Below are 12,696 nucleotides of genomic sequence, written 5' to 3' on the forward strand. Positions count from 1 at the left end.
TCAGCGCCTGCGTCGCGCGTTCAGCCGACCCAGCACGACGATGCCGAGGGCCAGCACGAACATGCCGATGCCACCTGCGATGAGGGCCACCTGCCCGATGCCACCGGTCATCGGCAGGGCCGGCAGGTCCTGCTTGGTGTTCGGGACGGCCTTGTAGTTCTTGGTCCCGGCCTCGGTGGTCGGATCACCGGCGACGGTCAGCGCCCCACCGGCGATGGTGATCTCCTTCGGGGAGGCGTCCAGCACGTAACCATTGGGGGCCGTCGTCTCCACCAGGAAGTACTGACCGGGACGCAGCACCGGGACGGTCACGAAACCGTCCTGGTCGGTGGCGAGGTCCGCGACCGCGACATTGACGCACTGGGCGTCCGGGCAGAGCTTGAAGACCGCACCGCCGAGAGCCTTCCTGGTGGCCTGGTCGAACTTGTGGATCCTGAGCTGCCCCCAGGTGGTCTGGGCGGTGACCTCGGCGGAGTCGTTGCCGTTGATGGTGACCTTGGCTGTGTTGGTGAACACCCCCTCCGCCGTGGCGGAGGTGACATCGGTGACATGGGTCACGATGGTCGTGACGACCTTGCTCCCCGGGTTCTGGTTCAGCTTGGCCAGACCGACCGAGGTGAAGGTGCAGGTGACGGTCGTGGTGCAGGTGACATCCACCCCCTGCTCGAAGTTCACGCCGTTGTCCAGTGCCATGGCGGTGGAGACGTGGGTCAGCCCGGCAGGCAGGGTGTCGGTGATCACATAGCTGTCGATCTGGACGTTCTGGCCCTGCCGCGGAACATCGGACGTCACGGTCCAGGTGACGTTCTGGCCGATGTATCCGGCGGTGTTGAGATCATCCGTGACCGTCTTCTCGATGCCGGCCAACGAGTTCTTCGGGTAGACGTGGACGTCGTAGTTCCACTCGTTGTCCGTGGCGTAGGGCAGGGTCACCAGAAACGGGCGGCTGCCCAGCACGACACCGGTGTTCGGGGCACCGGTGTCGGACTCGACCACCAGGTAGAGGCCGATCTCGAGACCCTGGAACCGGGCCAGCCCCGTGCCGTTGGTCACCAGCGTGTTCTTCAGCTCGGTGGTGTGCCCATTGATGGTGCTCCCCGACTCCGGGGCCTGGATGCCGGGGACCTGGGCCCAGCCCTCCGCCGAACCGAGATTGACGCTGCTCACCTTGTACAGCTCAAAGGTGACTCCCTGGATCGGGGTGCAGCCGGTCTGCTGCTCGGCCCCGCTCGCGGGAGCGCCCTGCTGGGGTGGCTGCACGCACTTGTGGATGTTCAGGGTCATGCCGCCGGGCGGCACCTGGATGTTGGCCGGGCCGGGTGGCTCATCGGCGTGGGATGGCGCTGCCCACCCGATCAGCGCCAGCGCGAATGCCGCGGTGAGCGCCAGCAGACGCCACCCCGGGTTCCTTCGCTCGGTCATGATGTTCCCTCCATTGTGTGTGAGACCTGACGGTTCGCTCTGATCCGTCGGTACGTGATGAGTACGGCTGCGAGTGCGATGAAGGCACCGCCACCGAGGAGATAGAGCTCCGCTGCCGTCCCCCCGGTCAGCGGCAGCGTCGGCAGGACGGTCCGGGTGTTGCGGAACGGGGTCTCGACCCGGTGGGCCAAGGTATCGGCACCGATGTCGAGATCGACCTCGCGGGTGCCCAGCACGTAGCCCAACGGGGCACGGGACTCGACCAGCCGCCAGGCCCCCCAGCCGAGCTCGGTGACCCGGAACTGGCCCCCCTCGGGATCACGGTCCGGACCCGCACACTCCTGGGCGCTGGCGGCGACACAGTCCGCGACGTCCAGCACGATCCCCTGGGGGCCACTCAACCTGAACTCGGCTCCCGCCAGGAGCTCATCCGTCCCGGCAGCGGTCTTCTGCCAGGTCACCTCGCCCGGCAGGCGTTGATTGCGGATCACCCCGAGATCGTGCGGCTGGACCGTGGCGGTGCCCTGGATGCGAAGGGGATGCACCGTCTCGTCCAGCCGGTACCCCGGGGGTGCTGTGCGCTCGGTCAGGGTGTAGCTGCCCCAGCCCAGGCCAGGCACGAGAAGTGCACCCGGCGCGGGATCGCTATCCCGTCCGCTGCAGTCCTGGGCTTCATCGGCCACGCAGTCCTCGATCTCGATCCGTTCTCCTCGGACCCCACCTTCCAGCACCCAGGCGGACCCGGGAGCGGCCACCGAGGTGAGGGCATCGACCTTGCGCCAGCGCAGCGCGGCGGGGGCATCCACATTGGTGAAGGTCACCACTCCGGAATCCTTGTCCCAGACCGCGTCCTTGAAGGAGTAGCCCGCACCCTGCCAGGGCTTGGCGGCCTCACTGAAGGTGAACTCACCGGCGGCCGGGACGACGAAGGTGTTGCCCTCGGTGACCACGCCCGCGCCTTCGACGGTGCGGGTGGTGTCCCCCGCCTCGCCGCCGAAGTCCCCCGTCGCGGTCAGCAACCAGGAACTGGGCGGATCCGGCTGGTCGTCGTGACTCGACTCGACCTTCTTCACCAGCGACAGCAGACGGTGATCGACGCGTGCGCACGGCACCTCGGGGGAGGCGTCCCAGCCCGAGTCGCTGCGTGGTGCACAGTCCACCCCCGGCAGTGGGGTCTCAGGGCCACCGTGCTGCCCCCAGGCGACATTTCCGATCTGCCGGTCCCCTCCGAGTCTCACGCGCACCTGGTAGGTGATCCGAACTGTGCTCTGTGACCTGAGGGGCCCGTGCCAGGAGATCCGACCGGTCCTGCTGTCATAGCTCGCCGGGATGCGTGCTGGCCTCCCGTCGATGGTCGTGCGGAGTGAATCAGGGATGAACTCGGCGTCGTCGAGCAGACCGTTGAGGTCGTCGAAGACATGGGCCGGATAGCTGTCGATGAAGGCGTCAGGAGCGATGTTGGTGGCCTCGACGTCGTAGGTCACCACGTCACCCACGAATTTTCGTCCCGCGAGAGCGTCGGAGGTCTTGTCCACCCTCAACTCCGCCAGCATCAGCGTGTAGGGATGGTCCTCGACCTCGCCCGACGGGGTGAATCCGGTCGGGGAGACCAACTCCGCAGCTGTCCGGGCTGCCCGTAGTCGCAGATAGGTTTCCCCCCGGCCTCCGGGTTGGTTGTTGTTCGGGTAGGCACTGACCACGTCCTCGGGGACCCGCCAGGTCAGTTCAGCACTGCCCGAGTCGCAGGCCACGGTGTCCGAGCTCTCAGCGTCGTCGAAGACCCCGTTGGAGTTCCAGTCGATCCAGCCACGCACATGACCGCTGCCCGAGCAGGTGACCTTCTCCTGCGAGACGCGACCGGGGATGACCGGCCTCGGACTGGTCTGGGAGAACCCGTCGTCGCCGTCATCCGGCACCGTGTTGCTCGCCTGGTCCGGAGTGATCCTGTTCCCGAGGAGCACCGGCGGGTTCCCCATGTCCGCGAGCGGGAAGTCGAAGGTGTTGGTGGTGCCCACAGGAAGGGCCTGCCCCTCCCAGGTGGGTTGGTAGCGCGCGGCAGCATTGCCATAGCTGACCGGGGCATCACCGAAGTCGAAGTTCTGGACCACGCCGAGTGCCACGGCACTGGCTCCCTCCCCCTGCACCGAGATCACCGCGGTGGTGACCCCGTCGACGGGAGGGATCCTCATGAAGGCGACGGCAGTCGGACCTGAGGGGCAGGCCATCCCACTCGGCTCCAGGCGCAGCGCCTCGGTGGCGCGACTCGACAGTATCGCCATCGTGTGCTGGGTGCAGCGGGAATTGCGGTGTCGGTCGATGACATACCAGTCCGTCTCGCGACTTGCCTCGGCCTGGAGTGAACCGACCCGCCCCGTCCGGTTGCTGGATTCCGCATCGGCGAACACCAGTCCGTCCAGCGGAGCCTGCATTCCCTCGGGAGGAAGACCGGGCCCTTGAACCGTGGAACTGCATTCGAGCTTGAAACGGACCAGGGCACCGGGAGTCACATTGGCCACTCCAACGGTCATCTTGTTGGCCTTGCCCGGGCCACCGATGTGGTAGATGTCATCCAGACCATCCTGGAAATAACTGCCGGGGGTGTAGACCCTCATCCCGGTACGAGAACCACCGAAACCACTGCCTGACGGCGGCTGTGAGATGACACAGGTGACCTGGATGTCGTATTCTCCGACCTTCCGCGTCTCGACCACGGTCTTTCCGGTTGCGGGAATGGTTTCTCCGGCAGCCCCCCACTCGATCCAGTTGATGGAGTTCAGGAATCGTCCGACACCACCGGTGGCGAAGCGGGCCTCAGAGGCTGGAAGCGGGCTCAGGACCAACAGCGCAACGGTCGCCAACAACACCCACACACGACGTGTCCGTTTCACTTCCCCCCCTTCCCCAAGGCGCAACTGATGACGATAGGACCTCACAAAATTGTTCGCAAGGTGCCGAAAGTGAACAGTTGGGGGCCGTTCGTCAATGTCCGTAGACTGGTGGAATGCAGCAGAACCTGATCGGGCACTTGAGGAAACCGGCCGTCGTCGTGGCGTTCAGTGGGTGGAACGATGCAGGCAACGCGGCCAGCGACACGCTCATGCATCTCATGTCCCAACACCCCACCACGGAGATCGGCAGCATCGATGACGAGCGGTACTTCGACTTCCAGGTCACCCGTCCACTGCTCCGTCGTTCGGCGGATGGGCCCTGGATCCAGTGGCCGCACATCTCACTGCAGCTCATCCGGTTACCGGAGCGCGACCTCATCCTGGCCGTGGGTCCGGAGCCCAATCAACTGTGGCGTTCCTTCGCACACGACCTGGTCACCCGTTTGAGGAGTTACTCGCCCGACGTGGTGATCCTGCTCGGCGCGATGCTGAGCGACAGCCCGCACTCCCGGCCCTTCCCCATCGCCATGTACACCTGGGACGAGGGGCTCAAGGGGGCGATGAACATCGAGGAACTCACCTACGAGGGACCGACCGGTATCACCGGGGTGGTCAATCAGATGCTCATCGCGGAGGGCCTGCCCTGCGCCTCCATGTGGGTGTCCATCCCCCACTACGTGGCAACTCCGCCCAACCCCAAGGGACAGGCGGCGCTCCTGGAGCGTCTCGAGCAGGTGCTCCGGGTGGATCTCGGCAGTCGAGCACTGGCCCCGGCGACCAGGGAGTGGGTGCAGGCAGTCGACGAACTGCGTGCCGAGGATCCGGAGGTCGCCGAGTACATCGAGCAACTCGAGGAGGCCCGTGACGCCACCGATGCCGAGGGGGCGACCGGGGAGTCGATCGCAGCGGAGTTCGAGAAGTACCTCCGGGACCAGAACGGCCACTGACTCCCGGAAGCAGGAGACGAGGAGCGTCTCAGCCCCACCGCGGTGTTCCGCCCACCTGAACCGCCATCCTGCCGGAGCCTCTCAGTGTCGGCAGGACGCGATGGCGGTCTCCCGGAGGTCGCGGACCATGGCGTCGGGGTCAGCCGCGCGATAGACCGCGGAGCCTGCGACGAAGGTGTCCGCGCCTGCCTCCGCACATCGGCCGATGGTCTCCAGCGACACCCCGCCATCCACCTGCAGCCAGATCGGGCGCCCACCCAGCAGTTCCCGGGTCCGCCGGATCTTCGGGACCACGAGATCAAGGAACGGCTGGCCCCCGAAACCGGGCTCCACGGTCATCAGCAGCACCATGTCCACCTCGTCCAGCATGTCGGCGAACCCGTCGATCGGCGTCGCGGGTTTCAACGCCATCGAGGCCCGGGCCCCGAGGGACCGCAGCTCACGTGCGAGCCGGATCGGTGCCCTTGCCGCCTCGACGTGGAAGGTGACGGATTCCGCCCCGGCCTCCGCGTATGCCGGGGCCCATCGGTCCGGGTCCTCGATCATGAGATGGATGTCCAGCATCTGGGAGGTGGCCTGACGGATCGCCTCCACCACGGGGAGTCCCAGCGACAGGTTGGGGACGAAGTGGTTGTCCATCACATCCACGTGGATCGCGTCCGCGCTCGGGATGCGCTCGATCTCACGTCCCAGGTCGGCGAAGTTCGCGTTGAGGATGCTCGGGGTGATACGCATGGGCTCACCCTACTGGTGCGGGCCGGGAACCCGCATCAGGGCCAGGAACATCGCATCCGTGGCGTGACGGTGGGGCCAGAACTGCACGAAAGGACCGGCCGCGATCCCGGGAACCTCGTCCAGGAGGGCGGGTGCGTCGAGGACATCGAGCGACGTCCTGGCGGCAACCGCCTCCACGATGCCCACCGTCTCAACGAGATGTGGTGAGCAGGTCACGTAGGCGATGACACCTCCCGGCGTACACAACCCCACTGCCGTCGTGAGCAGGTCGGTCTGGAGCGGGGTGAGTTCCGCCAGGTCCGAGGGTTGACGACGCCATCGGGACTCGGGACGTCGCCGCAGGGCCCCGAGCCCACTGCACGGTGCGTCCACCATGATCCTGGCGAAGGGACCGTGCTCCTGCAGCTCCACGGGCGACCGCCCGTCGTCGCGGATCACCCTCGTGGTTCCCTCGGGGAAGACCGCGAGGGCGCGCTCCACGAGTTCGGCACGGTGGATGGAGACCTCGTTGGCGAGCAGGGTCGTCCCTCGCTCAGCTGCGAGCCCGGCGAGCAGGGCGGCCTTCCCACCCGGACCGGCACACAGATCGAGCCACGGTCCCTGCGGCGCCTCGGCCCGGGCCAGGGCGAGGGCGACCAACTGGGAGCCCTCGTCCTGCACCCCCGCCCGACCCTCACGCACCGCAGGGATGCTGGCGGGAATCCCGTCGAGCACGGCACCGTACGGGGACCACCGGGTCGGGACCGCTGGGTCGAGTTCTGCCCTCTCCGCCAGTCCGGGGCGCACCACCAGGGTCGGTCGTGGAGCCTCGTTGTTGGCATCCAGCGCCGCCACCAGCTCCTCCTCATCGAGCAGTTCGGCGTAGGACTCGACGATCCACCTCGGGTGGTGGTGGCGGATGGCGAGCGCACCCATGCGGTCCGCGCCCTCGGCGAGCCGGGCGGTCCACTCCGCCAGACTCCGTTTCGTGACTCGACGTCCCACGGCGTTGACCAGACCGGTCACCCGCTGACCGACGGTCTGCCGGGCCAGCTCGACGGTGCTCGCGACAGCGGCACGACCGGGGACCGACATCGACAGGGCCTGGTGGCAGAGCAGCCGGAGCAGGTCCACGACTGCGGGCTGCAGGGTGTTCAACGCACGTCCTGAGGCAGTCTCGATGATGAGGTCGTAGGTGCCGAGCAGCCGTGAGGTCCCCGCCACCAGTTCCGTCACGAAGGCCGCGTCGCGGGCATCGAGCCCAGCCGTGGCGAGACGTTTGGCAAGGGCCAGGTTCGCGTACGCGCCCTGACCCGTGACGTCCCGCAGCACATCGAAGGCGGTGCGTCGAGGATTCACGTGAGGCTCCCGGAGACACCCTGCCTGGCCCAGTCGATCGCTGCCATCCGTCGTCTGCCCGGTGCCTGGACCTCGAGGAGTTCCACGGCACCGCTGCCGCAGCCGAGGAAGACCTGCCGTCGGGTGACGTGCAACTCCCCCGGTGCCAGCGGCTTCGGGGCCGTGACGGTGGCCGCACGGAAGATCTTCAGGCGTTGCCCCTCGTACTCACACCAAGCCCCGGGATCGGGAGAACATCCCAGGACGTGGTTGCGCACCCGATCCGCGGGCTGCCGGAGGTCCAGTCGCGACACCTCAGGGGTGATCTTGGGTGCCAGCGTGACCCCGTCCTCGGACTGGGGCCGGGGCGTGGCCCCTTCCTCGACGGCGTCCAGGGTGCGGACCAGCTGCAGGGCCCCGGTGTGGGCCAGCTCGATCAGCAGCTCGCCTGCCGTCAGGTCCGGCATGGGTCTGGCCTCCGTCGCGAAGACCGGTCCGGCGTCGAGGGCCTCGACGATGCGGAAGCAGGTGGTTCCGATCCGTTGATCGCCCGCCATGACCGCACGTTGCACCGGGGCGGCACCGCGCCACCGGGGCAGCAGGGAGAAGTGGAGGTTGATCCAGCCGTGGGGCGGGATGCCGAGGGCGCTGCTGGGCAGCAGCGCACCGTACGCCACGACGGGGCAGGCGTCGGGAGCGATCCGGCGCAGCCGGTCCTGGAAGTCCTCGTCTCGTGGGTGGCGGGGCTTCAGCACCTCGAGGCCCAGGTCCTCGGCACGGCGGGCGACGGGCGAGGGGGTCATCCTCCGCCCCCGACCGGCCGGGGCGTCGGGACGTGTGATCACTGCCAGCAACTCATGCCGTGACCCGGCGATGGCGTCCAGGGCCGGTACGGCGACCTCCGGGGTTCCGGCGAAGACAAGTCTCATCAGTGTTTCCTACTCCAGGTTCATCGGGTCCACGTGAATGCTCAACCTGCCACCCTCCTTGCGGGCGGACCGGATGGCCGCGGCTGACTTCAGGGCACGCACGAAGGTCCGCCCCTGCTCCAGCGGGGACCGTAGCAGGGCTCGGGCGCTCCTGTCGGGTTCCTCCCCCGTGACGGTCGGCCCCAGGATCTCCACCCCGTCGAACGGGTCGTTGTCGAGGAAGGCGGTGACCGCGTCGGGATCGCCCGTGATCTGGGCCGCCTTCACCGCAGGTGGCAGCCCGACGGCGCGACGTTCCGTCAGTTCGCGTTCCGCGAAACCACCCGGGTCACAGCGGATGAGCGCCTGGACCGCGGCATCACCGGGACTGCCGACGACCAGGACGGTTCCCCCCTGATCCCCCGGGACCACCTGTGAGACCACGGTGAGCCATCGACGCAGGGCCTCCTCGGCCACCCTGAGGTCACCACGGGCCAGGGTCAGTTCGGCGTCCAGGATGAGGGCAGCGGCGTAGCCGTTCGGGGCACTCGGTTCACCCCCGGGCGTGGCCACGACGATCGCCGATCCCTCGGGAACACGGTCCCTGATCCGTTCGGCCGAGGAGTTCATCACGGGAACCCCCGGGAACGCTCTCCCCAGTTCCTCGGCCGTGCGCTCGGAGCCCGCTCCGGGGGCCTCGAGTGAGGTGCCATGGCAGTGTTCGCACTCCCATCGCACCGGGGTGGCCCCGCACAGCAGACACCTCAGGAGGTCACGGCGTGGTCGTACCAGGGGGCCGTGACACCGGGCACAACGAGCCGGACGACGACATCGGCCGCACCTCAGCCCGCTGGAGTGTCCGGCCCGGGCGACACTGACCAGCACCGGTCCGGCGGCCAACCCGGTACGCAGCACGGTGAAGGCCTCAGGAGGCAGTCGCAGCCCGGCCTCCACGCTCCGCACGACAGGACTGATCGCCCGGGCGGCCCCGGGGGACAGCTCGACGCAGCGGAGCCAGCCCAGCTCGAGCAGCCCCTGGACCTCGGTGGAGCGGGCGTGTGAGACGAACAGCAGGGCGCAGCCGTCATGAACCGTGCGCAGCAGCGCGACGGTGCGGGTGTGGGGATGCGGGCTGCGTTCCTCCGCGTGGCCGTCATGACCGTCGTCGACGACGACCACCAGCCCGGGATCAGACACCGGGGCGAAAGCCGCGGAGCGGGTCCCGATGACCACGCGGGCCAGACCACGCCTGACCCCGAGGTAGTTGCGGTACCGTTCGGCGCGTCCGAGTTCGGCGGAGAGTTCCGCCACGCTCCCGGCGCCGAATGCGGCACGCAACCGTGCCGCCCCCACCACGAGTTGCCGTTGTGTGGGAACCAGGACGATGACCGACCGACCGCTGGTCAGGGTCGCCGAGGCCGCCTCGATCACCCCGGACCACGGGTCCCCGAGCGGGCACCGGGTGGCGGGAACCTGCCAGAACCCACGGGGGTTTCCTCCCCCACCCAGGGCCGCCAGCAGCTCCGCCCCGCCCGGGAAGGCGGGGAGCACCGTCGCGGTGGGGATGACGGTCGGCTCCGGCCAGTTCTCCTGGGGCTCCTGCTCCACCGCTGCATGCCTGGCAGGGATCGCCAACCGGGCGACGTCCCACCACGTCCCCGCGTAGTGATCGGCGACGGCGCGGATCAGTGTGTCCAGCTCCGGGGTCAGGATCTGCTCGTCGGAGACGACCGTCCGCAAGGAGGCCAGGTGACTCGTCGTCTCACGTGGCCCGAGCGCGGTCACCCAGCCGTCGACGTCCTGCCCGGCGAAGCGCACCTTCACCCGGATCCCCGGGCGGACCCGGGAGGCCAGCCGCTCCGGGATCGCATAGTCGAACGACCGGTCCAGATGGGCCAGCGGGATGTCCACGGCGACCTTGGCCACCGTCTCGGCGGCCGGGTCGTCGAAGAGTGCGGCCGCGTCCATCTCAGCCCTTGACTGCCCTCGCGAGGGCCTCAGCCCGGTCGGTGCGCTCCCAGGTGGCGTCGGTCTCGTCGCGTCCGAAGTGACCGAGGGTCGAGAACTGCGAGTAGATCGGACGCAGCAGGTCGAGTTCGGCGATGATGCTGGCCGGACGCAGGTCGAAGGTGCTGTTCACGGCCTCGATGATCTGCGGTGTCGGAACCTTCCCGGTGCCGAAGGTGTCGAGATAGAAACCGACGGGCCGGGCCTTGCCGATGGCGTACGCCACCTGCACCTCGCACCGGTCCGCAAGTCCCGCGGCGACGACGTTCTTCGCCACCCAGCGCGTGGCATAGGCGGCGGAGCGGTCGACCTTCGACGGATCCTTGCCGGAGAAGGCCCCACCACCGTGACGGGCCATGCCCCCGTAGGTGTCGACGATGATCTTGCGTCCCGTCACCCCGGCATCGCCCATCGGGCCACCGATGACGAACTTGCCGCTGGGATTGACGAAGATCCTCGGGTGGGTGGGGTCGAAGCCATGTTCGACGAGCACCGGTGCGATCACCTCGGAGGTGATCTCCGGGGCCATCACCTCTGCCAGGGCGACACCGTCGTCGTGCTGTGAGGACACCACGACCGTCTCGATGCCGACCGGCCGACCGTCCTCGTATCGCACGGTCACCTGGGTCTTCCCGTCGGGACGCAGGTAGTCGAGGACGGAGTCCTTGCGGACCCGGGTGAGGCGAGCGGCCAGCCGGTGCGCCAGGTGGATCGGGAGCGGCATCAGCTCAGGGGTCTCGTTGCAGGCGTACCCGAACATCAGACCCTGATCGCCCGCTCCCTGCTTGCTCGCGGCATCACCGGCCTCGTGGGAGCGCACCTCCAGGGAATCGTTGACCCCACCCGCGATGTCAGGGGACTGGGCCCCGATGGCGACGGTGACCCCGCACGAGGCACCGTCGAAACCGACCCGGGAACTGGTGTAGCCGATGTCCAGGATGCGATTGCGCACGAGGGTGGCGACATCGGCGTAGGCACTGGTGGAGACCTCACCGGCGACGACCACCAGTCCGGTGGTGATGAGTGTCTCCACGGCGACCCGTGCAGCCGGGTCCTCGGCGAGCAGGGCGTCCAGCACCGCGTCGGAGATCGAGTCGGCAATCTTGTCCGGATGACCCTCGGTGACCGACTCCGAGGTGAACAGGCGACTCATCAGGATGCCGGGTCGATGTCCAGGTCGGCGAACGGGTCCACGAAGGCGAAGGCAGGATCGGCCTCCGCAGCGGCACGTTCGGCGGCCTCGGCCTCCGGGTCGATCTCGGTGTACTCCAGCATGCCGTCGCGCATCTCGCGCAGCGCGATGGACAGCGGCTTCTCCTGGGGAGCGACGTTGACCAGGGGACCGATGTTCTCCAGCAGACCTTCACCGAGCTGGGAGTAGTAGGCGTTGATCTGACGGGCGCGCTTGGCGGCGAAGATCACCAACCGGTACTTGGAGTCCACCTTCTCGAGGAGGTCGTCGATCGGCGGGTTGGTGATGCCCTCGGGATTCGTGCTCAAGATGTACCTCGTGAGTCGAGAGAAGAATGACTTGCGATCACAAGCCCATCAATCCTACCAAAGCTCGCACGGTTTCCTCGATGTCCTCGTTGACCACGATGAAGTCCGCCTCCTGGCGGGCGGCGAGCTCCATCCGGGCGGTCTCGAGGCGCCGAGCCACGGCGGCCTCGTCCTCCGTTCCCCGGCCCTCCAGCCGTCGGACCAGCTCGTCCCAGCTCGGCGGTTCCAGGAAGATCAGCCTGGCCTCCGGCATGTTCTGCTTGATCTGCCGTGCTCCCTGCAGGTCGATCTCCAGCACGACGGTACGGCCATCGGCGAGCGCGGTCTCGACCTCGCTGCGCAGGGTGCCGTAGCAATTGTCGCCGTACATCACGACGTGTTCGAGCAGCTGTCCCGAGGCGATGAGACGTTCGAACTCGTCAGGGGTGAGGAAGTGGTAGCTGACCCCGTCCTCCTCACCGGGACGCGGGCTCCTCGTGGTCGCCGAGACCGGGATGTGGATCCCAGGATGGAGTTCGGTCAGGCGGGCACAGACCGTGCCCTTCCCGACCCCGCTGGGGCCGGAGATGATCCACGGATGTCGTTGAGGTTGAACCACCTGAGGGATACTACGAGAAAAGCTCCTTCAAGCGCTCGACCTGGTGCCGACCGAGTCCTCGGATCCGACGGTTCGGGGCTATGTCGAGGTTCTCCATGATCTCCTGGGAGCGGGTGACCCCGACGCGGGGTAGGGCACGGAGCAGATCAACGACCTTCACACGGGAAAGGGTCTCATCGCCCATTGCCTTGTCGAGCGCCTGGGGCAGGGTCAAGGAGCCGTCCTTGACCTGGTCCTTGAGCCGCGCCCGCGCCCGCCGGGCCTCAGTGGCGGCGTTGCGTGCCGACCGGAGTTGTTCTTCGCTGAGCTGCGGAATGGCCATCGGTTCTCCTTCGTGAGTCTTCGATTGACCTGGCCTTGCCCCAAACTTACAA

11 protein-coding genes are annotated in these 12,696 nt (G+C 67.8%); 1 reads left to right on the plus strand and 10 read right to left on the minus strand.

Annotation, left to right across the window (positions count from 1 at the left end; translation table 11 throughout):
* Nucleotides 1–1,422 carry a SpaH/EbpB family LPXTG-anchored major pilin gene (locus EII34_RS01460; protein WP_124842056.1) on the minus strand — a complete coding sequence of 474 codons (1,422 nt, stop codon included), beginning with the start codon at nucleotides 1,420–1,422 and terminating at the stop codon, nucleotides 1–3.
* Complete coding sequence (locus EII34_RS01465; RefSeq protein ID WP_124842058.1) at nucleotides 1,419–4,310, minus strand: CshA/CshB family fibrillar adhesin-related protein; 2,892 nt, start codon at nucleotides 4,308–4,310, stop codon at nucleotides 1,419–1,421. The genes EII34_RS01460 and EII34_RS01465 overlap by 4 nt, the downstream gene beginning before the upstream one ends.
* A gap of 113 nt (nucleotides 4,311–4,423) precedes the next feature.
* On the opposite strand from EII34_RS01465, the gene EII34_RS01470 reads away from it, so the two are divergent.
* The gene (locus EII34_RS01470; protein WP_124842061.1) at nucleotides 4,424–5,257 is read left to right on the plus strand and encodes a PAC2 family protein; all 834 of its coding nucleotides are present in this window, start codon (nucleotides 4,424–4,426) and stop codon (nucleotides 5,255–5,257) included.
* An 81-nt stretch (nucleotides 5,258–5,338) separates the two neighbouring features.
* Here the strand turns inward: EII34_RS01470 and rpe are convergent, their stop codons facing one another.
* Genes rpe through mihF form a run of 8 tightly spaced genes read right to left on the minus strand, consistent with a single transcriptional unit; the run spans nucleotide 5,339 to nucleotide 12,644 of the window.
* Nucleotides 5,339–5,992, minus strand: coding sequence for a ribulose-phosphate 3-epimerase (rpe, locus tag EII34_RS01475; protein ID WP_124842064.1), 654 nt, complete (start codon nucleotides 5,990–5,992; stop codon nucleotides 5,339–5,341).
* 9 nt (nucleotides 5,993–6,001) lie between these two features.
* Nucleotides 6,002–7,330: an RsmB/NOP family class I SAM-dependent RNA methyltransferase gene (locus EII34_RS01480; RefSeq protein WP_124842067.1), complete on the minus strand. Its 1,329-nt coding sequence runs from the start codon at nucleotides 7,328–7,330 to the stop codon at nucleotides 6,002–6,004.
* On the minus strand, nucleotides 7,327–8,238 hold the full coding sequence (gene fmt / locus EII34_RS01485) for a methionyl-tRNA formyltransferase (protein ID WP_124842069.1): 912 nt from the start codon (nucleotides 8,236–8,238) through the stop codon (nucleotides 7,327–7,329). Before fmt ends, EII34_RS01480 begins: the two co-directional genes overlap by 4 nt.
* Nucleotides 8,239–8,247: 9 nt before the next feature.
* A complete protein-coding gene (locus tag EII34_RS01490) occupies nucleotides 8,248–10,185 on the minus strand; it encodes a primosomal protein N' family DNA-binding protein (RefSeq protein ID WP_124842072.1) in 1,938 nt (645 codons plus the stop codon).
* 1 nt (nucleotide 10,186) lies between these two features.
* On the minus strand, nucleotides 10,187–11,380 hold the full coding sequence (gene metK, locus EII34_RS01495) for a methionine adenosyltransferase (protein ID WP_221620171.1): 1,194 nt from the start codon (nucleotides 11,378–11,380) through the stop codon (nucleotides 10,187–10,189).
* Nucleotides 11,377–11,727: a DNA-directed RNA polymerase subunit omega gene (gene rpoZ, locus EII34_RS01500; RefSeq protein WP_124842078.1), complete on the minus strand. Its 351-nt coding sequence runs from the start codon at nucleotides 11,725–11,727 to the stop codon at nucleotides 11,377–11,379. The genes metK and rpoZ overlap by 4 nt, the downstream gene beginning before the upstream one ends.
* A gap of 34 nt (nucleotides 11,728–11,761) precedes the next feature.
* Entirely contained in the window at nucleotides 11,762–12,322 is a 561-nt protein-coding gene (gmk, locus tag EII34_RS01505; protein ID WP_221620158.1) for a guanylate kinase, read from the minus strand.
* Between the two features lie 10 nt (nucleotides 12,323–12,332).
* The gene (gene mihF / locus EII34_RS01510) at nucleotides 12,333–12,644 is read right to left on the minus strand and encodes an integration host factor, actinobacterial type (RefSeq protein WP_124842081.1); all 312 of its coding nucleotides are present in this window, start codon (nucleotides 12,642–12,644) and stop codon (nucleotides 12,333–12,335) included.
* Between the last annotated feature and the right edge of the window lie 52 nt (nucleotides 12,645–12,696).

Origin of the sequence: Arachnia propionica (genome assembly GCF_003859805.1) — a bacterium.
Taxonomy (GTDB): Bacteria; Actinomycetota; Actinomycetes; order Propionibacteriales; family Propionibacteriaceae; genus Arachnia; species Arachnia propionica_C.

Excerpts from the sequence above, each read along its gene's own strand:
- EII34_RS01460 (WP_124842056.1), bottom strand. The coding sequence starts at position 1,422 with ATGACCGAGCGAAGGAACCCGGGGTGGCGTCTGCTGGCGCTCACCGCG.
- EII34_RS01470 (WP_124842061.1), top strand. The coding sequence starts at position 4,424 with ATGCAGCAGAACCTGATCGGGCACTTGAGGAAACCGGCCGTCGTCGTG.
- rpe (WP_124842064.1), bottom strand. The coding sequence starts at position 5,992 with ATGCGTATCACCCCGAGCATCCTCAACGCGAACTTCGCCGACCTGGGA.
- fmt (WP_124842069.1), bottom strand. The coding sequence starts at position 8,238 with ATGAGACTTGTCTTCGCCGGAACCCCGGAGGTCGCCGTACCGGCCCTG.
- EII34_RS01490 (WP_124842072.1), bottom strand. The coding sequence starts at position 10,185 with ATGGACGCGGCCGCACTCTTCGACGACCCGGCCGCCGAGACGGTGGCC.
- mihF (WP_124842081.1), bottom strand. The coding sequence starts at position 12,644 with ATGGCCATTCCGCAGCTCAGCGAAGAACAACTCCGGTCGGCACGCAAC.